At 63.5% G+C, this 21888-nt stretch carries 20 protein-coding genes and 1 tRNA gene; 14 read left to right on the plus strand and 7 right to left on the minus strand.

Going from position 1 to position 21888, the window contains the following annotated elements:
* Positions 1-225: 225 nt before the first annotated feature.
* A complete protein-coding gene (locus BLT42_RS13255) occupies positions 226-1083 on the minus strand; it encodes a metal-dependent hydrolase (RefSeq protein WP_091771580.1) in 858 nt (285 codons plus the stop codon).
* A gap of 78 nt (positions 1084-1161) precedes the next feature.
* Positions 1162-2070 (minus strand): fatty acid desaturase family protein, encoded by a 909-nt coding sequence (locus tag BLT42_RS13260; RefSeq protein WP_091771582.1) that lies wholly within the window; start codon positions 2068-2070, stop codon positions 1162-1164.
* 158 nt (positions 2071-2228) lie between these two features.
* Between BLT42_RS13260 and BLT42_RS13265 the strand changes: the two genes are divergently transcribed.
* Positions 2229-3614 (plus strand): FAD-dependent oxidoreductase, encoded by a 1386-nt coding sequence (locus tag BLT42_RS13265; RefSeq protein WP_091771584.1) that lies wholly within the window; start codon positions 2229-2231, stop codon positions 3612-3614.
* Here BLT42_RS13265 and BLT42_RS13270 read toward each other — a convergent pair.
* A complete protein-coding gene (locus BLT42_RS13270) occupies positions 3611-4471 on the minus strand; it encodes a hypothetical protein (RefSeq protein WP_091771586.1) in 861 nt (286 codons plus the stop codon). The genes BLT42_RS13265 and BLT42_RS13270 overlap by 4 nt on opposite strands.
* Before the next feature lie 80 nt (positions 4472-4551).
* On the opposite strand from BLT42_RS13270, the gene BLT42_RS13275 reads away from it, so the two are divergent.
* The 4 genes from BLT42_RS13275 to BLT42_RS13290 all read left to right on the plus strand — a co-directional run bounded on the left by BLT42_RS13275 (position 4552) and on the right by BLT42_RS13290 (position 8405).
* Positions 4552-5064 carry a potassium channel family protein gene (locus BLT42_RS13275; protein WP_233342501.1) on the plus strand — a complete coding sequence of 171 codons (513 nt, stop codon included), beginning with the start codon at positions 4552-4554 and terminating at the stop codon, positions 5062-5064.
* 89 nt (positions 5065-5153) lie between these two features.
* Positions 5154-7163: an acetyl-CoA carboxylase biotin carboxylase subunit gene (locus BLT42_RS13280; RefSeq protein ID WP_091771588.1), complete on the plus strand. Its 2010-nt coding sequence runs from the start codon at positions 5154-5156 to the stop codon at positions 7161-7163.
* Positions 7164-7259: 96 nt separating this feature from the next.
* On the plus strand, positions 7260-7721 hold the full coding sequence (locus BLT42_RS13285) for a DUF805 domain-containing protein (RefSeq protein ID WP_091771590.1): 462 nt from the start codon (positions 7260-7262) through the stop codon (positions 7719-7721).
* Positions 7722-7862: 141 nt separating this feature from the next.
* Entirely contained in the window at positions 7863-8405 is a 543-nt protein-coding gene (locus BLT42_RS13290) for a hypothetical protein (RefSeq protein ID WP_091771592.1), read from the plus strand.
* On the opposite strand, the gene lipB is transcribed toward BLT42_RS13290, so the two are convergent.
* Positions 8391-9104 (minus strand): lipoyl(octanoyl) transferase LipB, encoded by a 714-nt coding sequence (gene lipB, locus BLT42_RS13295; protein ID WP_091771594.1) that lies wholly within the window; start codon positions 9102-9104, stop codon positions 8391-8393. The two genes, BLT42_RS13290 and lipB, sit on opposite strands and share 15 nt — an antisense overlap.
* 79 nt (positions 9105-9183) lie before the next feature.
* Between lipB and BLT42_RS13300 the strand changes: the two genes are divergently transcribed.
* The 7 genes from BLT42_RS13300 (at position 9184) to BLT42_RS15280 (ending at position 15870) form a co-directional block, all read left to right on the plus strand.
* Positions 9184-9432 (plus strand): FliM/FliN family flagellar motor switch protein, encoded by a 249-nt coding sequence (locus tag BLT42_RS13300; protein ID WP_091771596.1) that lies wholly within the window; start codon positions 9184-9186, stop codon positions 9430-9432.
* A gap of 62 nt (positions 9433-9494) precedes the next feature.
* Positions 9495-9581 (plus strand) — tRNA-Leu (locus tag BLT42_RS13305).
* A gap of 112 nt (positions 9582-9693) precedes the next feature.
* Entirely contained in the window at positions 9694-11085 is a 1392-nt protein-coding gene (gene mgtE / locus BLT42_RS13310) for a magnesium transporter (RefSeq protein ID WP_091771675.1), read from the plus strand.
* 40 nt (positions 11086-11125) lie between these two features.
* Positions 11126-12085: a Kelch repeat-containing protein gene (locus tag BLT42_RS13315; RefSeq protein WP_176780365.1), complete on the plus strand. Its 960-nt coding sequence runs from the start codon at positions 11126-11128 to the stop codon at positions 12083-12085.
* A 78-nt stretch (positions 12086-12163) separates the two neighbouring features.
* Positions 12164-14053, plus strand: coding sequence for a lysozyme (locus BLT42_RS13320; protein ID WP_176780366.1), 1890 nt, complete (start codon positions 12164-12166; stop codon positions 14051-14053).
* 58 nt (positions 14054-14111) lie between these two features.
* Positions 14112-15284 (plus strand): isovaleryl-CoA dehydrogenase, encoded by a 1173-nt coding sequence (locus tag BLT42_RS13325; RefSeq protein WP_091771677.1) that lies wholly within the window; start codon positions 14112-14114, stop codon positions 15282-15284.
* Between the two features lie 79 nt (positions 15285-15363).
* Positions 15364-15870, plus strand: coding sequence for a lysozyme inhibitor LprI family protein (locus tag BLT42_RS15280; protein WP_233342502.1), 507 nt, complete (start codon positions 15364-15366; stop codon positions 15868-15870).
* 9 nt (positions 15871-15879) lie between these two features.
* Here the strand turns inward: BLT42_RS15280 and BLT42_RS13335 are convergent, their stop codons facing one another.
* The 3 genes from BLT42_RS13335 to BLT42_RS13345 form a co-directional block, all read right to left on the minus strand.
* Positions 15880-17625 carry a patatin-like phospholipase family protein gene (locus BLT42_RS13335; RefSeq protein ID WP_091771602.1) on the minus strand — a complete coding sequence of 582 codons (1746 nt, stop codon included), beginning with the start codon at positions 17623-17625 and terminating at the stop codon, positions 15880-15882.
* A gap of 133 nt (positions 17626-17758) precedes the next feature.
* A complete protein-coding gene (locus BLT42_RS13340) occupies positions 17759-18394 on the minus strand; it encodes a hypothetical protein (RefSeq protein WP_091771604.1) in 636 nt (211 codons plus the stop codon).
* A gap of 267 nt (positions 18395-18661) precedes the next feature.
* Positions 18662-19480, minus strand: a complete 819-nt coding sequence (locus BLT42_RS13345) for a DUF5694 domain-containing protein (RefSeq protein ID WP_091771606.1) — start codon at positions 19478-19480, stop codon at positions 18662-18664.
* 133 nt (positions 19481-19613) lie between these two features.
* Here BLT42_RS13345 and BLT42_RS13350 point away from each other — a divergent pair, with 133 nt between their 5' ends.
* Positions 19614-21221 (plus strand): carboxyl transferase domain-containing protein, encoded by a 1608-nt coding sequence (locus BLT42_RS13350; RefSeq protein ID WP_091771608.1) that lies wholly within the window; start codon positions 19614-19616, stop codon positions 21219-21221.
* Between the two features lie 77 nt (positions 21222-21298).
* A complete protein-coding gene (locus tag BLT42_RS13355; protein WP_091771610.1) occupies positions 21299-21886 on the plus strand; it encodes an NAD(P)H-dependent oxidoreductase in 588 nt (195 codons plus the stop codon).
* Positions 21887-21888: the final 2 nt, after the last annotated feature.

Below are 21888 nucleotides of genomic sequence, written 5' to 3' on the forward strand. Positions count from 1 at the left end.
CGCCGGGCAGAGCCATCCCTGAAACCCTTGCCAAGCAGGGCGCCAGACTGGAGTTGAGACGTCAAGGGCGCGAAGCGCCGCTTCGCGGTCAGGACCCTTGACGTCTCAACTCCAGTCTGGCCGGATCCCGGCATAGGATTCAAGGCGGGGTCTGGCCGGCGGGCCGGGGTATTTAACTAGCTGGGCACACACGTAATTATCCAGAACAACGGCGCGCGTCCCCGCTTATTCAGCCGCCATTTGCGCAAATTTGTCCTGCCAGGCGGTAATGGTGGCGCGATTATCGTGATCCCAGGGATGAAAGCCGGGCTTGTACCAGGCCCAGTAACTGCGCCAGCCCTTGCGGAACAGGCCCGGCTTGAACAGAAGATACCACAAGACCCGCGCCCGCGCTGTCCAGGGGCTGACGCCGTCGGCGATCAGGAGTTTCGAGGCATAGCGGCTGATATTCGAGGTGAAGAGCAGGGTCACCAGCGCCATCACCCGGGTGCGTAGAAAATAGCGCTGACGCGGCGTCCAGTCTTGCGTGACCTGCTGGAAGACGTCAAAGGCGACGGCCTTGTGTTCGGTCTCCTCCAGGGCATGCCATTGCCACAGGCGCAGGATGTCCTCGTGTGTGCCTTCGAAAATGCTGCCATCCTCGAGCGTCACATCGGCCATCATGGCGGTGAAATGCTCCAGCGCGATGGTGACGGAGAGCATGGCGATCGGGCCGCGCTCGCGGGTGATGCGGATCCGGTCGCGGATTTCCGTCTCGATGGCGTCAATCGGGTAGTGGTCCCGGTCCAGCCCGCCATTGAGCGCCACATGCTCACGCGAATGGATCGCCTCCTGCGTGATGAAGGCCTTCGCATCTTCCAGCAGCTTGCCCGAAAGCTCGCTGCGATAATGGCGCACCGCGTCCATGAACAGGCGCTCGCCATCGGGGAAGGTCAGCGACATGGCGTTGAACACCGCCGTCGCCACCGCATCACCGCCAAGCCACGCCTGGCCGCTGGCCGCCTCCGTCGCGAAATGGATATCGCGGGGGGTGACCGTGAGGTCGGGCGGGGTGGTTTTTGTGGCGGGGCGAGGGGCGGTCATAGGCGGTATCCTGAAGGCAGGATGCCATAATGAACGCTGTTCACTTCACGCGCTAGCGAAAAAGGGCGGGCGCAGAAATCACGTCTCCCGGGGCGCCTGATCCGCGCGCACAGCCTTCTTCAGCATCGCCCGATAGCCCGGCGCGCTTGAGCCCTCATAGCCTTCGAAATAACCGCGCTCGCTCAAAAGGCGATGCAGCCGGGGCAGGTTATAGGGCGGGATGGCCGCGAAGAGGTGATGTTCGAGGTGGTAGTTTACAAAATTCGGCGCAACCAGCAGACGCTCGGCCCAATTGGCGTGGGTGGTGTGAGTGTTATTGCGTGGCTCGGTGTCGAGCCGGTTGATGGCGACACCATGCTCTCCGATATGGCGCAGGCGCATGACGGCGGGAAAGACCATGATCCGGGCCGCCCACCACAGACCGATCGCCCAAAGCGCGCCGGCCGCGTAAAGCGCGATCATCATCACCAGCTGGAAGACGAGGAAGGGAAGCTTGGCCTCCAGTGTCGGGTTTTGCCATGACGCGATCAATTCGCGCATCCCGGTCTGGCCGGTCAGATCGCGGGTGAATTTGCGGCGCAGGCTGGCGCGCGTGACGGGATAGTCCTTGACCAGGCCCTTGTCGGGATCCTTTGCCGTGCCGGCATATTTGTGGTGGTCAAAATGATAGGCGCGGTAGGCGAGGAAGGGCGCATCAATGGCGGCGCCGCCGATCCATTTGCCGACGAATTCATTCAGCGCGCGGGTGTGGAAGAGCGAGCGGTGGGCGCAGTCATGCATGATAATGGCAAAGCTGAGCTGACGTCCCCCGAGCAGTGCGATGGCCATCAGCAAGGTGAGCGGATGGGGCCAGATGATGGCCAGCGCATAGGCGGCGATCACGAGGGCAATATCGCCAGCCAGCATCAGGGCACCCTGCCAGTCGGTCGACCGTGACAGGACGCGCAGCTCTTCGCGTGAAAGGCAATCGGACAGGCTGGACGTCATGGCAAATCCTCCAATCCCACTATCGCGCAAAATCCTGCGGTCGGCCAGCTGCCCCCGGCAGGCGTGCTGGCACCGCACCAGCCGGGATTGGCGGGTGACAAGGCCTTGATTTACGCCGATTATGGCCCGCAGGGACGAGGCCTCAAGAGCACGGCGTGATGGCGTTGAAATTTGTCGATCGACGCGGCGTGCTGGCGAGCCTCGCTGCAATGGTGCTGATGCCGTCGGCATCTCCGGCGCAAAGGCGATCGGGCAGAGCCATCGTGATTGGCGCTGGCGTCGCGGGTCTGGCCTGTGCCCGTGACATGAGGCGTGCTGGTTTGGAAGTCGTGGTGCTCGAGGCGCAGACTCGGATTGGCGGTCGCCTCAAGACAAGTCGCCACTGGGCCGATCTGCCGGTTGAGCTTGGCGCGTCCTGGATCCATGGCGTGACGGGTAACCCGGCCGCCAGCGCCGCGCGCAGCGCCGGGCTGGAATTGCAGCCCGCCGATTATGATAATCGCGCTGTTTACGAAGCCGGTGCCGGCTTGCTCGGTCGCCAGGCGCTCGCCCGGCTGGAAGCGGTCGAACGCCGGCTCGAACGCCATATGCAGAGTGCGCCGGGCGAGGCCCTGGCGCGCGCCTGCCGCACGCGTCCGCGCGGTACGATTGCCAACCGGGTGGCGCGCCAGGTCAATCTCGACGCGACCGGTGAGAGCAAGCGCCAGAGGGCCCAGTTCGCTATCAACTCTATTGTTGAACATGAATTCGGCACTGATTTCGAACACCTCTCGCGCTGTTTCTGGACCGAGGGCGAAGCCTTGCCCGGTGGCGATGCCTGGGTTGGGGGCGGGTTTGACCGCCTGGCGCAATCGCTGGCTGACGGGCTCGATATCCGCCTGGGACAGCGGGTTGCGCAGGTTGATTATCGTGGCAATGGCGTCGCTGTGACGACCGCAGACGGGGTCGAGCAGGCCGATGTGGTCATCGTGACGGTGCCGCTGGGCGTGCTGCAGGCGGGCCATATCCGTTTCGAACCCGGCCTGCCATCAACCAAGCTCGAGGCCATTGACGCTCTGGGCTCGGGCCTGCTCAATAAATGCGTGTTGCGTTTCGATGCGATCAACTGGCCGCGCAATATCGAGATTTTCAACCGGCTCGCCGATGCGCGCGGTGAGTGGAGCGAATTCGTCAATCTCGGTGCCTATGACCAGGGCGCGGCGATCATGGCTTTCAATGCCGGCTCCTTTGCCCACGAGCTTGAGAGCGCCAGTGACGCGACGACCGGCATGCTGGCCCTTGAGGCCTTGCGCTCCATGTTTGGTTCAAGCTTTCCCGAGCCGACGGCATTGCAGGTCACGCGTTGGGCCGGCGATGAAAACGCCTTCGGCAGCCATTCCTTCCCGATCGAGGCGACGCGGGCCGACACTCGAATTCGTCTGCTCGATGCGGTCGATAACCGGATATTCTTCGCCGGCGAGGCAACCTCGACCAATGCGCCCGGAACGGTTCATGGTGCGATGCGTTCAGGCCGTGCCGCTGCCGTCGCTGTCGTCGAGCGCTAGGCGCGCTTGCGCTTCGGCCAGACGCGCCCGGCCACCAGGCCGGCGAGGACAGCCCACACCGGCAGTGTCGCCAGAAGTCCGGCCTGGCCTTCAAACATCGCCGCTGTGGCAAACAGCACGACGATCATGGCACCGCCGCGGACACGGCGGCGTTCGAGCGGTTCACTGCTGGCATCGCAGACGCTGGTGACGGCCGGGCAGGTGAGGATGAAGATCGCGCTCAGCGCGGTCACAATCAGGGCGGCGAGGCTCCACGCCGGATCGATCTGGCCCAGCGGCTCCAGTGTCAGCGGCCCCCATTCGCCGCCGCGCTGGACGACGGCAAACATCGAGAACCCGGTCGCGAAGGCGGCAAACACCAGGTTGAGGGTGCGCTTGCGGTCATAGAGCAGGTCGACTGCCATCGCGAAAGCGGCGATCAGGCCCATCGCCCAATAGCCGTCAACGAATACCGCCATGCCGGCCAGCACGGTGACGAGCGCAAGATCGGTCAGCTTGGCGGCCTGTCCGACCGTGCGCACGACGATGCGGGTCGCCATCAGCACCAGGGCGAGCACCCACAGGGCGGGCGCATAACCCAGCGCCATGGCTGCGACGGTCAGCGCCATGGCGATGAAGGCGGCTTCATTGCGATCGGGATCCACTTCGCGGCCGAGTGCCCAGGCCAAGAAGGCGGACAGCAGGCCACCGAGCCCGGCGGAGGCCGCAGCGGCCAGGCCGGCATCGCGCAGGATGAAGGCGGTGGCGCCGGTCGCCAGGGCGATCAGGGGCAGGAGGATCAGCACGGCCTTATTGGTCGGATATTGCGGCTCCAGCGGGCGCGCGATCGAAGACAGACGGTAGATCGGCTTGGACATGATTGGCTCCTCGAATCCCTGTGGCCTATCATGGCGCGGATCGGGCTGCGCGCGAAGAACAGTCTTGCGATTTCGCCGTCATGCGCTTTAGTGACGGCAAGGCCTGCGTACCGAGCAGCCCGGTGGCGAAGGGCAAGAGCATGATCTGGGCAATACTGGTTTCTTTCGCGATCTGCTCGGTCACCGTGGTGGTGCATATGGGCGGACTGGTCTTGCTGATGGCATTCATGCGCGCCCGGACCGGCCGGATCCGGCCGCATCAAAGCATGGCGCGCCAGACTGGATTCATCATGCTGATCGTGTTCGGCCTGTTCGCGATTCATGCGGTCGAGATCTGGGCGTATGCGTTGCTCTATCTGGCGTTGGGCGAGTTTTCGACGCTGGAATCCGCGCTGTATTTCGCCACCAGCACCTTTACCACGCTCGGCTATGGCGATGTGCTGCTGTCGCAGGAGTGGCGCCTGGTCGGGGCCATAGAGGGCTTTAACGGCTTCCTGCTGATCGGCTGGTCGACGGCATTTCTGGTGACGGTGATCGGCAGATTGCGGGCGATCGAGTTTGATTGGCTCGACCATCATCTCGAAGGCGACTGACCGGTTACACACCGCGACTTGCTCCATGGGCGCGAGCCACGTTAAACCGGAGCCTAACCGGGCGTCCGCCCGTCTTGCCTGGGGCCGCAATGTTCAAGAAAATTCTGATCGCCAATCGCGGTGAAATCGCCGTGCGAGTTATCAAGACCTGCCAGCGTCTGGGCATTGCCACCGTGGCGGTCTATTCGGAGGCGGATGCCGACAGTCTTGCTGTGGAAATGGCCGATGAGGCCGTTTTCATCGGACCGCCGGCGCCGGGCGAGAGCTATTTGCGGCTCGATAAAATTCTTGAAGTGATTGAGCAGACCGGTGCCGATGCCGTGCATCCCGGCTTTGGATTTCTGTCCGAGAATGCCGCTTTCCCGATTGCGCTCGAGAAAATCGGTGTGGCCTGGATCGGGCCGAATGTGCATGCGATCGAGGCTATGGGCGACAAGATCCGCTCCAAGCAATTGGCCGCCAAGGCCGGCGTTTCGACCATCCCCGGTGCTGATGGCGAGATCGCCGATGCCGACACGGCCGTCGCGGCGGCCAAGGCCATCGGTTTTCCCGTCATGCTCAAGGCTTCGGCCGGCGGCGGCGGCAAGGGCATGCGGATCGCCCGCACCGAGCAGGAGACCCGCGAAGGCTTTGCCGCGGCGCGCAATGAGGCCAAGACCGCTTTTGGCGATGATCGCATCCTGATCGAGAAATTCATCGAGGAGCCGCGCCATATCGAGATCCAGGTGCTCGGCGACAAGCACGGTCATGTGATCCATCTCAATGAGCGCGAATGTTCCGTTCAGCGCCGCAATCAGAAAGTCCTCGAAGAGGCGCCATCACCCTTCCTCGACGCCAAGACCCGCGCCGCCATGGGCGAACAGGCTGTCGCGCTTTCGGCCGCCGTCGATTATGACAGCGCCGGCACGGTCGAATTTATCGTCGACAAGGATCGCAAATTCTACTTCCTCGAAATGAATACGCGGCTGCAGGTCGAGCATCCGGTGACCGAGATGACGGTGCAGCTCGATCTGGTCGAGCAGATGATCCGCTCCGCTGCCGGCTTGCCGCTCGAGCTGACCCAGCGCGAGGTCAAGATCAAGGGCTGGGCCGTCGAGGCGCGGCTCTATGCTGAAGATCCCTATCGCGGATTCCTGCCCTCGATCGGGCGGCTCAAACGCTTTGTCGAGCCGAAACAGGGCCCGCTCGGCGAGGGCGAATTGCGCATTGATGCCGGGGTGAGGGAAGGCGATGAGATCTCGCTCTTCTATGACCCGATGATTGCCAAGGTGATCGGCTATGGCAAAACCCGCGAGATCGCCATCGACACGCTGGCCGCCGCGCTGGACCGGCTGCATGTCGAGGGGTTGCAGTCGAATGCGCCCTTCCTCTCGGCCGTGCTCGACGAAGCCGATTTCCGCGCCGGGCGTATCCATACCGGCTATATCGACCAGCATTTCCCCGACGGTTTCCACGGCACCGCGCCGCGTGAGGGCCAGCTGGCCTGGATGGTCTGTGCTGCCGCATTCGTGCACGAAACCTTCGTGCGCCGGGCTGCGCAGATCGAGGGCCGTGTCACGCCGCCACCGGCGCCGGGGCCGCGCGAATGGGTCGTCCTGATGGATGGCCGTCGTTTCCCGGTCGAGATCGAGCTGGGCGGACCGGGCGAGGCCCGGGTCTGGGCGCCGACGCTGGCGGAAAAACAGTTCGAGTTGAAGACCGGCTGGCGCGCCGGCGGACAATTATTCGACGGCGAGATCAATGGTCAGGCATTCGCGCTGGAATTCTCCGACCGCACGGAAGGTTACCGCCTGCGTCATCGGGGCTATTCGGCGGTCGCCCTGGTCTGTTCGGCGCGTTCGGCGGAACTGCACCTCCTGCTGCCGGAGAAGGAGAAGGCCGATACCTCCAAACTGGTGTTGAGCCCGATGCCGGGGCTGGTGGTCTCGATCGCGGTCGAGGCCGGCCAGGCGGTCAAGGGCGGCGAAATCCTGCTGGTCGTCGAGGCGATGAAGATGGAGAATGTCATCCGCGCGGAGAAGGATGGCGTGGTCAAGGCCGTGTCGGTCACGCCGGGAGCCTCCGTCGCCGCCGACGAGACGATGATCGAGTTCGAATAGCGCGTGATTGCGCTCGCCGATTCAATCGGAACCCGAAATCGCCTTCACAAATTCGCGTATTAGGCTAGTATTTCGCCTTTGGACGGGGAGAATCTCATGAACTTTCAGGATTTTATTATCGATCCCAAGGATGCCAAGCGCATCCTGATCGGCGCCAGCGGCAAGCTTGGTCCGATGGATTTCGCCCAGGGGCTGGTGGCGATCATTGCGGGATCACTGATTCTCAACCTGGTGTCGCTGGTTCCCGGGATCGGACCGCTGGTCGGCTTTCTGGGCGGACTGGTTCTGGCCTTTGCCTGGGTGTGTATCTTTTCCAAGCGCTTTCATGATGCCGGTCAGTCCGGCTGGATGACCGTCGCCGCGATTGTGGCCGTGATCGTCCTCTCTGTCGTGATCGCAATGATTTTGACCCCGCTCTTCGGCGGTGCCAGCTTCACCGATATGAGCCGCATGCAGACGATGGGGTTCGGCTTTGCGGTCAAGAACATGATCACCAGCGTGCTCGCGAATGCCGCTGTCGGCTATTACATGTTCAAGCTCAAGCCTGCCCTGCTCTGAGGCCTGCCCTGGTCTGAGGCCGGCTCCGGTCTGGCACGGCCAGGTCGGCCCTGTCGCAGCCTTCACTGCCCCATTCCGGTTGACGCCGCGCGCGATCAGCCGGAATGGTGGCCGGTGTTTGCTTGAAAGGTGTGGCCGCCCATGAATCCGCTCATTCTGTTCCTGCCGGTCTATCGCGCTTCGGTCACGGCCTATCTGCTCGGGCTTGTCGCGCTGGCATTGCTGGACGCGATGCGGATGCAGTTCGGGCTGATCCTCATCCCTTCGGGCATCGCGCTGATTGCCATCTGGTTCTTCGTTTACGCCCTGCACGCCAATCGCCGCCGCCATGCGGGGCGGGAGCCGGCGCTGGGTGTGCTGCCGGTTGTGGTCGCCGTGCTCGCCAAGGGCGTTGCGGCCGTGATGGGGATATTCCCGGGCCTGGTCGCGGCCATGACGGATTTCGCCGAACGCAATGGCGTCGACACCGCTGACGACCAGGCCTTTGCCGAGGCCATCAGCCAGCCTGGCTTCCAGGAAGCCTTCCAGAATGATTTGCTGGCCCAGCCGGAACTGATGGACACGCTGACCGCGGGCATGGCCTGGCCGTCCTGGTTTGGCTTCTGGCTGGTAATCGCCCTGTTTGCGATCTGGTTCGCGCGCATGCGCCCGCCAAACGCGCCGTCAGTCTCACCGGGCGTCTGAGGCCTCGGCCGGCGCTGTCTCAGCCAGCTCAGGCGGCGGCACCATGCGCGCCGGCCCGAAAATCTCGTTGAAGCCGAGATGCAGCGCGGCGTCGAAATCCGCCATCGAGGCGCGATGGCCCAGATCCGCCAGGCTGGTGACGCCATAGAGCGGATTGGAGATGCCGCACGGCGTGATGCCGCTGAAATGCGTGAGATCGGGCGCGACATTGAAGGCGATGCCGTGGAAGGACACCCAGCGGCGCAGGCGCACGCCGATGGCGGCGATCTTGTCTTCGCGGCGATCACCACGCTCGACCCAGACACCGACCCGGCCGTCGCGCGTGCCGGCCTCGACGCCGAAACTGGCGGCGGTCGCGATCAGCCAGCGCTCCAGATTGCAGACAAATTTGCGCGCATCCCGGCCGCGTCTTGTCAGGTCGAGCATGACATAGGCCACCCGCTGGCCCGGGCCGTGATAGGTATATTCGCCGCCGCGGCCCGTCGTGTAGACGGGAAAGCGGTCGGGCATAAGCAGATCGCCCGGCTTGGCCGAGGTGCCGGCAGTGTAGAGCGGCGGGTGTTCGAGCAGCCACACCAGCTCACGGGCCTCACCGCTCGCGATCGCCGCGACCCGGGCTTCCATGATCGCAACAGCGTCGGGATAGGCCACTGGCTGTGGCGAAACGGCCCAGTCGACAGGATGTGCGGCATTTTCCATTTGTCTTAACCCTGCGGAAACCGGTTCGGTCAAACATCATCATTCCAGCGAGAAATCGCAAGCCCAGGAGTGTTTGTCCTTGAGCCAGCTCGGCGCCGTGCAGATCGAGATTGCCGTCCTTCTGGGGCGCTCGAAAATGCCAATCCAGCAATTTCTGCGGATGGGGCGTGGAGCTGTGATCCCGCTCGACAGCGGCGAGGACGACCAGGTCTGGATCCTGGCGAACAATCATCCCATCGCCCGCGGCGACGTGGTTTTGCAGGGGGATCGCATCTCGATCACCATTTCCGGGGTCGCAGATGCCAATGAATTCTTCGCAGCTGCTTAAACTGCGGTATTAAGCACTTCACAAGGGGAGGGGATGTTGCTATCTCCGCGCCTCTTCCACGTGCGGTCGTGGCGGAATTGGTAGACGCGCAGCGTTGAGGTCGCTGTGGGGTAAAACCCGTGGAAGTTCGAGTCTTCTCGACCGCACCATTACTTCTCGAAATTGCCTGCAAATATTCGGCGCAGCGAGCCCAGGCTCTCTCGCCTTTGCGGCGCTTGCGTCCTAGTGTGCCGCTGAATCATACAGCGCATGGAGGGCAACTTGAGCGACACAGCTTTCGAAGACGACCTCTATCGCAAGGGCTCTGCCCGCGCTGATACCGACCCCGAGTTTGTCGCCGAGCTGCGCCAGGCTATTTCCGATCTCGATGCCGACCTGATCCGGCAATTGCTGGCGCCTCTGCATGCGGCTGATATCGCCGACGTGCTGGAACAGCTTTCCGCTGGCCAGCAGGGCATTCTTGCAGAACTGACACCGGATATCTTCTCCGGCGATGTGCTGGCCGAGATGGATCCCGGCACGCGCGAAGTCGTGATGGACTATCTCCATCCTTCACATCTCGCTGCGGCCATTGCCGAACTCGACAGCGATGACGCCACCGAAGTGGTTGAAGAGCTCAATGCGGTGAGACGTGCCGCCGTGCTGGCGGAAATCTCAGACATCAATCGCGAGGCCGTCGAATCGAGCCTCGCGTTCGATGATGAGACGGCCGGCCGCCTGATGCAGCGCGAATTCGTCGCGGCGCCGGACTTCTGGACGATCGGCCATGCTATCGATCACATGCGCGAATCCGCCGACGACCTGCCCGACAAGTTTCACGACCTCTTTGTGGTCGATACCGGGTTTCGGCCGGTCGGGGAGATCCCGGTTTGCCGTCTGCTCAGCGCCCAGCGCGATGTTCACCTGACCGATATCATGGAGCCGCCGCGCATTCTGGTGAAGCCGGAAACCGATCAGGAAGAAGTCGCCTATCTGTTCCAGAAATATCACCTGGTCTCCGCGCCGGTGGTCGACAGCGCCGGGCGCCTCACTGGTATGCTGACCGTGGAAGACATGGTCGATGTCATCCAGGACGAGAACAAGGAAGACATGCTGGCGCTGGCCGGCGTGAACGAGGCCGACCTGGCCGATACCGTGCTGCGCTCTGTGCGTTCGCGCGCGCCCTGGCTGTTGGTGAATCTGTTCACGGCGATCCTCGCCTCGGGCGTTATCGCCCTGTTCGAGGGCGCGCTGGAGCGCATCGTGGCGCTGGCCGTGCTGATGCCGATCGTGGCCTCTATGGGTGGCAATGCCGGGACGCAATCCCTGGCCGTTGCCGTGCGCGCAATTGCCGAACGCGATCTGACGGCGGCGAACTCGATGCGGGTGATCTGGCGCGAACTGGCGACGGGTACGATAAACGGCGTGATTTTTGCCGCACTCATTTCGACCGTGACACTGCTCTGGTTCCAGGACTGGGAGATCGCTGCGGTGATCGGGATCGCCATGATCGTCAACCTTTCCCTTGCAGGTCTGTCGGGCATTTTGATCCCGCTCGGCCTGGTTCGTGCGGGGGCCGACCCGGCTGTCGCATCCTCGGTTTTTGTAACCACGGTGACCGATGTCGTCGGCTTCCTGGCGTTTCTGGGACTGGCGACAATCGTCTTGTTGTGATGATATCAGCGCGGGTGCCGGGCGGAGTATTGGTGGTGTAATGGTGCATTTGATCAAATTGCTTGCGGTTGTGGCCCTGTTATGGACGCCGGCCGCCATGGCGCAGGGGCAGGGGCGCTGGGAATCGGCAGCCCGTCTCGATGTGCCCCGCGCCGGGCTTGCGGTGGCAGTGCTGGATGGGCGGCTCTACGCCGCCGGCGGCGCAGGACTGACGTCGCCCCGCGCCGAATTTGAAGTTTTCGAACCCGAACTCAATCGCTGGATGCCCGAGCGGGCCTTGCCGCGCGGGCTCGAACGTTTCGGCATGGCGGCGGTCAATGGCCGTATTTATGCCGCTGGCGGTTACGCGCCCGGCGAGCTCGGCGTTGAGCCGACCGCCTCAATGTGGTCCTGGTCGCCCGAGGGCGGCATCTGGCAGAGCGAAGCCGCCATGCCCGGGCCCAAGGCCGATTTCTCGATGCTGGCCTATGGCGAGCATCTCTACGCGATCGGCGGCACGCGCGATGACAATAGTATCTATGTCTTCGACCCCGAGGCCCGCAGCTGGGAAACCCTCGAGATCCCCGATGATCTCACCCGGCGTGGCGCCGCGATCGTGGCATTCGATGGCCATATCTATGTGATTGGTGGCTCCCTGGGCGGCGAACTTTCGGCCCGCGTCGATGTCTATGATCTGGAGGCGGATGCCTGGACTTCGGGGCCAGACCTGCCGGGCGCCAGTACAGGAATAGCGGCGGTGGCCCTTAATGGCCGCCTGCATGTGCTTGGTGGTACGGGCACCGAGGGCGAGCAAAGACAGACCCTGCGGCGTCATGCCTCCTGGCAGCCCGGTGAGCCGGGCTGGCGTAGCGAGCCTGATCTGCCGACACCGCGCACGGCGGCCGATGCAGCTGTCCTCGAGGGCGGTATCTATCTGATCGGCGGCGGAAGCGGCGGTGGGTTCTTTGCGCCCTTCACCGCGATGGATACGACGGATGTCTTCCTCGATGAGGCCAGCTAAGCCGTCCGGCACCGGGCTTGCAGTCGCTCTGTATTGATGCAGCGACGGGTCTCGAAACAGGACACGATGAAACCGCAAATGAAATCCTCTCCGGCGGCCCGCGCACTGATTCAGCGGTTCGAGCCTTATCGTGAACGTGCTGCCCAGGGCAGTGACGGACGCTGGCGTGTCGGCTTCGGGCACCGTGCCGCTGCCCGTGAGGGTGTGCGAGTGTCGCGCGAGGATGCCGCGCTCCTCCTGATCTATGATGTGATGCAGGCCGAAGCCGCGGTGGACGAGATCTTCCCGGCCCGGCTACCCGATTCACAACGCGATGCGCTGACCTCCTTTGTCCATGACATCGGACCGGCCGCATTCCGAAATTCCGATGTCGCCCGCTATATGTTTGAAGGCCGCGTGGAGGCTGCTGCCGAGGCGCTCGCCAGCTATGGCGAGAGCAATTCGGCCCGCCGTGAGGCGGAAAGCGCCATGATACTGGCCGGGCTCGCCCCGGAACGCGGTGCCGGTCGCAAGCCGGCCATGGTCGATGTCGTGATCAAGGTCGAGCATGCTGGCGATGCGGATCAGCCCGCAGCGGCGACGCCGCCGGCTACGCGCCCGGCCTTGCCCGGTTCGATCATGCCGCCGCCGGCGCCACCGGTTCTGAGCCGCCAGCTCGCTGCGCGCCGTGAAGCGGAACAGGAAATTGCCAGGATCCTTGCGACCGTCGGTGCCATGCCGCACGAGGACGCGGACGATCAGCCCGAGATCGTGCGCCCCGATCCAGCGCCCGAAAGCCCCGCCGCGGCTGAAGTCGAGGCCGCGAGCGAACCGGTCCCGGAGCCAGAGCCAGAGGCTGAAGTTGAAGTTGAGGTTGAGCCAGAGACAGAGCCGGAAGCCGAGCCTGTCGACCAGCCAGGCGGGGATGCCCCACAGGGCATAACAGTGCCTGAACCGCTTGTGGCCGAGGAGCACGCGGTGTCCGCTGAGCCTGCGGACAGCCCGGTTCAGGAGAGCGCCCCCGCGCCGGCCTCGGCCCAGGTGATTGCGCGCATGTCGCAGGAAATTGCCCAGGTCGAGATCGAAATTTCCGGGCGGCAGGCCAGCCAGACAGCCCCGGCCGCGCAAGGGGAAACCCTGCCGGACGGTGTCACGCTGGGCTACGTCTTCGTGCGTACAATATCCGCCTCGCTGGTACTGCCCGATGAATCCCGGGCTGAGGCGGTCGCCCCGCAATTCGCTGTGCCTTCGGACGATGCAGCGGTAAAGCCGGACAGCGATGTGGCCGAAGCTCTGAATGAGGCTGACCTCCCGATCGAGGATCAGCCGACTGACGCGCCAGAGGTCGAGCCTGAAGTCGCGCCGGAAGCCATATCCGAGCCAGAATCGGAACCAGACCCGGAACTAGACCCGGAACCGGAATCCGAGCCCGCGCCTGAAGCCGCCGACGTTGCGGATGCCGGGGATGCGGATTCTGTCCCTGCGGCGGCGGCAATTGTCGAGCGCGCGCTGGCCGTCTCGGGGCAACGTACGCCGCCACCGCATCCAGCGGATACGCCGGCAGCGAGCGCCGGTGCTGTCGGCGACATTGCCGGCGAGGGCGGTCAGACCCGCTTCGGCGAAGATGAGATCGCACATATCGATGAGCTGGCGGGCCTGTCCCAGTCGGCAGATGCCGGTGGCGATGATGATGACGCCTTGTCGCCCAGCGATCTGGTGGGCGATTCAGACATGTTTATCGAGAGCAAGCCTGCCACTTCGGCAGGCGAAGAGGATGGCTGGGGTTTCGTCGCCACCCTCCTTGCCGGTCTGGTCGTTGCCGGTGCCGGGGTGCTGGACATCTATGGCGACTGGCCGCGTGTCTGGGTCGAGCGCGATCCAACCTGGGGCGTGCTGGCAGCGGTGGGCGGCACCTTCCTGGCGGTCACGGCGGGCTGGATGCTGACCTCTGTCCTGGCGGCCAAGCGCCGGCGTCGCCGCGCAGGCTAGGCCATAATGGGCAGGCGGCGATCTTGACCGCCCCGGACGCCGTGCTATGTCGCTGGGCATGATCTCCAATCAATATCCTTCCCTCGACTTCGACCTCGGTGAAACTGCGGACATGATCCGCGACACCGTCCGTTCCTTTGCGTCTGACGAGATTGCGCCGCGCGCGGCCGAAATCGATCGCTCTGACGTGTTTCCTGCTGATCTGTGGGAGAAAATGGGCGCCCTCGGCCTGCTTGGCATGACCGTGCCGGAAGAGGATGGCGGCACCGGTCTGGGCTATCTCGAACATGTCGTGGCGATGGAAGAAATCAGCCGCGCCTCGGCTTCGGTCGGCCTGAGTTATGGCGCTCATTCCAATCTCTGCGTCAACCAGTTGCGCCGGTGGGGTAATGCCGAGCAGAAGGCGCGCTATCTGCCGAAACTGATCTCCGGCGAACATGTCGGGGCGCTGGCCATGTCGGAGCCGGGCGCCGGGTCCGATGTCGTCTCGATGCGTCTGAAGGCTGAAAAGCGGGGCGATCACTACATCCTCAATGGTTCGAAGATGTGGATCACCAATGCGCCGGCCGCCGATACGCTGGTCGTCTACGCCAAGACTGACGCTTCGGCCGGGTCGCGCGGGATTTCCGCCTTTCTGATCGAGCGGAGTTTCAAGGGCTTCTCCGTCGCCCAGAAACTCGACAAGCTGGGCATGCGCGGTTCGGAAACCGGCGAACTGGTGTTCGAGGATTGTGAAGTCCCGGTCGAGAATGTGATGGGGCCGCTCAATGGCGGTGCCAAAATCCTGATGTCCGGGCTCGATTACGAACGCGCCGTGCTCTCGGCCGGTCCGATCGGTATCATGCAGGCCTGTATGGATGTGGTGATGCCCTATGTGCGCGAGCGCAAGCAATTCGGCGAATCGATTGGCTCTTTCCAGCTGGTCCAGGGCAAGCTGGCCGACATGTATGTGCGCATGAATGCGGCGCGCTCCTATGTCTACGCCGTTGCGAAGGCCTGTGACCGTGGCCAGACAACGCGCAAGGATGCAGCCGGGGCGATCCTCTATGCCGCCGAAGCGGCGACCCAGATGGCGCTCGACGCGATCCAACTGCTGGGCGGCAATGGCTATATCAATGAGTACTCCACCGGCCGTCTGCTGCGCGATGCCAAGCTGTACGAGATCGGTGCCGGCACCTCGGAAATCCGCCGCTGGCTGATCGGGCGCGAACTGTTCAACGAGAGCGCCTGATTTCGGACCGGCGCTACGCTGGACCGGGGGAAGGGAATGGCGCTAGGCTCGGGGCCTCGATGCACCGATGAGGCTCTCCATGCGCGTTCTGATGCTTGCAGCCAGTTTGTCGATTGGCCTGTCCGCCTGCGGCGATGCGCAGAAATCGGAAGAGCCGGACGTCCAGTCCATGCCCATGCTTTCGGCGATCAATACGATCGAGGCCTGCCTGGGCCGTTATCCCGATCTTGCCGCGCGTGAAACCGAATGCATCGGGCAATATTCCAATGCCTGTATGAGGTTGAGCCGGGACGGTGAGACCAATGCCGGCATGATCCGCTGCACGGTTGAGGAATATGAGGCCTGGGATGACCGGCTCAACACTGCCTATGGCGCCTATATGCAACGGCTCGACGCGCCGCGGGATGCCGGTTTGCGCGAGGCCCAGCGCGCCTGGATGACGCTGCGCGATGCCGATTGCGACTTTTCTGCCTCGGCCTATGAGGGCGGCTCGATGCAGCCGCTGGTGAGTGCCGGTTGCCATCGGGACTATGCGGCGCGGCGCACGCTTCGCCTGCTCAGCTGGCTGGAAGGCCCGCCTTACTGAGACCGGCGATCAGCCGACGCGCGCGGGCAGGCCGAGCCGGGCGCGCATCTCATCGCTCAGTCCTGCGAGCATGCCCTGGGCCGCGTCGAAGCCGGCTTCCAGCGATTCGTCATAACGATCCCAATCGCGCAGATCGACTGTGGTTTCCGGCAGAATCAGCAAATCGGCCGCTTCGCGCCCGGTATCGCGGTCATCGGCGACGCCGACGGTCGCCGCGCGCATCAGTAGCGAGGCAATGGGCGGCAGGGATTTGAATCCGTTCTTGCGAACCCAGTTGAAAAAATTGGGCGGATCAATGAAATCGGCCGGATCGAGCCCCTGCGCCCGGCTGACATCGACACCGACCACCGAGCCGCGGTGGAAGGCGCGCATTTCACGAGCCGGGAAATTGGTGAAGACGGCGCCATCGACCAGGATTTGCCCGTCCTGGACCACGGGCGGCAGCAGGCCCGGGATTGCGACGGTCGCGCGCAGGGCTTCGCGGACCAGGCCGCTGCGGTGCACGAAGGGCCGGCCGGTGGCGAGATTCGAGGACAGGCAGAAGAAGGGGCGCACCATGTCGGCGATCTCGGCATCGCCGAAATGCTCCTTCAGGCGGGCATTGACCTTGCGGCCCTTGGCCAGGGAGATGACCGGCAGATTCCAGTCGTCCAGCGGGTTGGAATCAACGAAGGCACGGCGGATCCGGTCCTCGAGCTCGTCATCGCTCCAGTCCAGCCCGATCCCGGCGGCAATAATCCCGCCCATCGAGGCGCCGCCGACAAAATCAAACTTCATGCCGGCTTCGCGCAGGGCCCGGATCGCGCCGATATGCGCATAGGCTCGTGCGCCACCGCCGGAGATGATCAAGCCGACCGATTGGCCGGTCAGCGTGCGGGCGAGCCGTTCGGCATCAATACGGTCATGATCCTGACGCCAGTGGAAGACCCGGGCCGCGTCAGCCGCCGCAGCCCATTCCTGCGGCCGCGATGCCGCTGTGGTGCCGCCGAAATGAAGCATGACGACATCGATCAGCTTGAGCTTGGCGGCAGGTGAGGGATCGTCGGGCAGGAGCGGCGTGGAGGGGCGCGCATCCGAACGCGCCAGCAGCCAGATGCGATCCGCCCGGCCCATCGCGCGCCGGGCCCAGACCGGATCGCCCAGGCGCGCGGTCAGCAGCACGATGTCGTGGCGCGTCTCGAGGGCTTCGAGGCGGCTGCCGCTCCATTCTGCATGGCTGTCGTCACAAATGACGCAAGTCTTGCCCAGCCGGGTGAGCGCGTCCTTCAATTCGGCGGCGCGGTAGGCCAGGTCAATCGTTGGCGAGCTGCCGATCAACGCAAACACTTTGGGCTCGGCGGCGACATTGCGCTGGGTACCGCGCAGGCGCGCCAGCATCATGCGGGCCAGCTCGCGCATCAGGCTGGCATGCTTGCGGGTCAGCTTGTCGAAACTCGCCTTGGGCAGGCGCACCAGCTCGGTATCGCGCAGCGCGTAGACGCTGGCACTGTGGGGACTCTCGTCGAGCAGTGACATTTCGCCGACCGGCTCGCCGGCGCGGATATAGCCGATCAGATTAGGCCGCCCGAGCGCCCCGCCGCGAAAGGCTGCCAGCGCCCCCGATCGCACCAGATAGAAAGCATCGGCCGGGTCGCCTTCGCGGAACAGCATTTGTCCGGCGGGCAGGCAGAACCATTCAACCTCGGCCTCAACCGCATTGAGGGCGGATTTCTCCACGCGTTTCAGGAAGGGCAGGAAGGAGAGATTGAGTGCCATGATGTGTCGGGCGAATCTTCAAACGGGCTGTCAGGCCCGCACAATGGATGATTCGAAGGAAACCACGGACTGACGCCCAGCGCAAAGCGCGAAATCGGGTGGATTATTCGGGATGGCAGGATTGGCGTCGCCGTCAGAAGCGGCGGCGGATCACCAGATGGGCCACCGGACGGAAAGAGCGGGCCTGGGTTTCACCGACGGCCTCGCGATCCATATTGTCGAGATCGTCGAGCAGGGTCATGGTCTCGCCGGTATCCTGATCGAGGATTTGCAGCCGGTCGCGGCCGCGGTCCTGGAAATAGGCGCCACCCTCGACGGTCAGGCTCCACTGATCGAGATTGCGCACCGTGATGCCGGCACCAAGATAGCTGGTCAGCTTTTCCAGCCCGGTCTCGCGCAGGTCTTCCGTCAACTCAGCGTGTGGAAAGCCAGCCCAGGCAGGACTGCCAGCCTGTTGGTTCCACGCCGGAACCGCATTGCCATAGAGCGGGCGCACGGCGCCGGCCGACAGGTAGAACTCATCACCAAAGGGGAAGAAGTCGACTTGCCCGGTCAGGGTGGTGATATCGGTTTCCAAAATCGGTGTACTGGGCAGAAGGCCAATCGCCGGTGCCGCTTCCTCACTGGAAAAATGCCAGCGCAACAAGCCCGAATCGCCGGTTTCCCCGATGCGCGTCGTCCAGGACTGTGAATCCTGCAGAGCCTGCGCCGAAACGGCGCCTGAGGCCAGTATCGACACGGCGGCAGCCAGTGCAAAACGCGAAACCATGGACACCTCCCTGAGTGTGATCCGGCGGACAGGAATCTTTGTTCCTGAAGCCTGCGCCCCACCCCTGAATCAGAAGTTAAAGTGCCGACATTGATGGTTTCAAGCCATCTTATGGTTGCCAGACTATGATGAATTCGCGCGCGCTCCAAGGCCGATCATGGGGCTGTGCAAGATTATCATATGCACGCCCGGCCCTTGCCAAGTCAGGCAAGGGCCGGACGATATTGCCCGGTCGCTGGGGAGTGATCGGGCGATGGGTAAGGTCGGTCAGTCCAGATAGGCCAGCGGGTCGACCAGGACGAGATTGGGAGCCGAATCGACGAACTGGTCGAGGAGGTATTTGTGGCCACCGCCATAGACAACCAGGACCCGGTCACCCGGCCCGGCGAGCCGCGCGATATTGGCGAAGATGTGCAGGTTGCGGCCCCACCAGAGCTGCATCTGTTCGGCACCGACAGGATTATCGGCCGCCCCCATCTGGGCGGTGAGAAGGTAGAGCGCGTGATAGCTGGCCATTTCGGCTGAATTGGTCTCGATCAGCCGTTCCAGCACAGGCCGGGCGGCCTGGTCCGGCGACTCCATCTGTGCCTGGATTGGTGCCATGAAGGCATGGAAATCGGCGAGGAGTTCACTCTGGCCGGCCGCTTCGGCCGCGGCGAACATGCCGCCAAAATCCATCTCGCTCGCATAATCGATGGCGTGGACTTGATCCAGGCCGAGCCGTGCGGCGAGCGCCAGGCCGATTTGCTGTCGTTCATTGACGGTCAGTGTGCCTTCGCCGGCACGGTATTGCTGGTAAGTCGCGTTGAATTCCGCCTCGTATTCCGGGAGCAGCTCGACGAGAATCCGGGTCGGTGCGAAGGCTTCGAGCCGGTCGAGCACGACGGCGATTTCCGCCTGGCGTTCCGGGCTCAGATAATCGACGACGGGCGAATTGACGTAATCGCTGCCGCCACCAGTAAAGTGAAATGTACCCAGGACCATGATTTCCGGGGCTGCTGCCGGTTCGGTGGCTGGCGGTTCCTGCGCCAGGGCGGCGGAGCTCATGGCCAGTGCCATGAAGATGATTGCGGTCTGACGAAGCATGGCGGCGTCCCCTGTTTGTGATTGCCTGGACCTGTGATGCCCGGGGCGGGCATTTTGGATGCACGGGTGATTGCCTTGAGGCGGTCAGGCGGGGTAAGCAGCGAAACCCATCCGCGACATGTCGAGGCTTTTCATGACCCAGTTGACGACGGCCATCGATACCGGCTCTCAGGCCTTCCGCGATAATGCCACCGCGATGCAGGCCTTGCTGGAGCAGTTGCAGGCCAAAACGGCGGAGGCGGCGATCGGCGGTTCGCAACGCTCGCGCGACAAGCACACATCGCGCGGCAAACTCCTGCCCCGGGAGCGCGTCGAACGCCTGCTCGATCCGGGCTCGCCCTTGCTTGAGATCGGCGCGCTGGCTGCCAATGGCATGTATGAGGGCAATGTCCATGGTGCGGGCATGATTGCCGGTATCGGCCGCGTCTCCGGCCGCGAGGTGATGATTGTCTGCAATGACCCGACGATCAAGGGCGGCGCCTACTACCCGATGACGGTGAAAAAGCATCTGCGCGCCCAGGAAATCGCGATGCAGAACCGTCTGCCCTGCGTCTATCTGGTTGATAGCGGCGGTGCCAATCTGCCCCACCAGGCCGATGTCTTCCCCGATCGCGAACATTTCGGACGGATTTTCTACAATCAGGCCAATATGTCGGCGATGGGTATTCCCCAGATCGCCGTCGTGATGGGATCCTGCACGGCGGGCGGCGCCTATGTGCCGGCGATGTCGGATGAGAGCATTATCGTGCGCGAACAGGGCACGATCTTCCTCGCTGGCCCACCCCTGGTGAAGGCCGCGACCGGCGAAGTGATCTCGGCCGAAGATCTCGGCGGTGCCGATGTGCATTGCCGCACCTCCGGCGTTGCCGATCACTATGCGGCCAATGACGAGCACGCGCTGCATATCTGCCGCCGCATCATCGCCAATCTCAATTCGACAAAGAAGATCGATCTCGACCTGTCCGAACCGCGTGAGCCGGCGCTCGATCCGGCCGAGCTCGACGGTGTCGTGCCGGCCGATATCCGCGCGCCCTATGATGTGCGTGAAGTGATTGCCCGCCTGGTTGATGGCTCGGTGTTCGACGAGTTCAAGAAACTCTATGGCGAGACCCTGGTCACAGGCTTTGCCCGGCTCTACGGTATGCCGGTCGGCATTATTGCCAATAATGGCATCCTGTTCTCGGAGAGCGCGCAGAAGGGGGCCCATTTCATCGAGCTGTGCGCCCAGCGCGGTATTCCGCTGGTCTTCCTGCAGAATATCACCGGCTTCATGGTCGGTTCGAAGGCCGAGCATGGCGGTATTGCCAAGGATGGCGCCAAGCTTGTCACGGCGGTATCGACCTTCAAGGGACCGAAATTCACGATCATCATTGGCGGATCCTATGGCGCCGGCAATTACGGCATGTGCGGCCGCGCCTACAGCCCGCGTTTTCTCTTCATGTGGCCCAATGCCCGCATCTCGGTGATGGGCGGCGAACAGGCCGCGGCCGTGCTCGCGACGGTCAAGCGCGACTCGATGGAGCATCGCGGCGAGAACTGGCCGCTCGAGGACGAGGCGGCCTTCAAGGCGCCGATCCGAGAAAGCTATGAGGCCGAAGGCAATCCCTATTTCTCCACCGCGCGGATGTGGGATGACGGCATTATTGCGCCGTCCGATACCCGCCGCGTACTGGGCCTGGCTTTGTCGGCGGCGCTCAATGCGCCGATCGAGAAGACGACATTCGGACTGTTCCGGATGTAGGCGAGGCAGGCTGCGGCTCCGTGCCGCGCCGGTAAAACCGATCCGGTTTGCTAGAATGTGGGCGAGGAGATCCGCCCATGCCCAAAACCGTCTGTGTCATCAATGGCCATCCAGATCCGGCCAAGGGGCATTTCGTCGAAGCTCTGGCCGATGCCTATGCGCATGGCGCCGGAGAGGGTGACCACCGGGTCAGCCGGATCGATATTGCCAAACTGCCGGTCGAGTTTCTGCGCAATGCAGCCGAGTTCGGCCGGCCGCCCTGTGATGCGATCATTGCCGAGCGCGCCAAGATCGCGGCCGCCGACCATGTCGTGCTGATATATCCGCTCTGGATGGGTTCGATGCCCGCGATCGGAAAGGCCTTTCTGGAACAGGTCAGCCGCGACGGTTTCATGGCGGACACTTCAGGCGAGGCCAATCAGATGCCGATCCGGAAAATGACGGGCAAATCGGTTCGCCTGATCGTCACCATGGGCATGCCCGGTCTCGCCTATCGCCTGATTTTCGGAGCCCATAGTGTGAAAGCCGTCAAGCAGGGCATTTTCCGTATGGTTGGCTTCAAGCCGGTGCGGCACACGATTCTGGGCATGGTCGAGGCCGCAGGGGCCAAGGGGCGGGCGAAGATGCTCGCCCGCGTACAGGCGCTGGGGCGCCAGGCCCGGTGACG

Source organism: Maricaulis salignorans, from assembly GCF_900103475.1.
In the GTDB taxonomy this organism is placed as follows: domain Bacteria; phylum Pseudomonadota; class Alphaproteobacteria; order Caulobacterales; family Maricaulaceae; genus Maricaulis; species Maricaulis salignorans.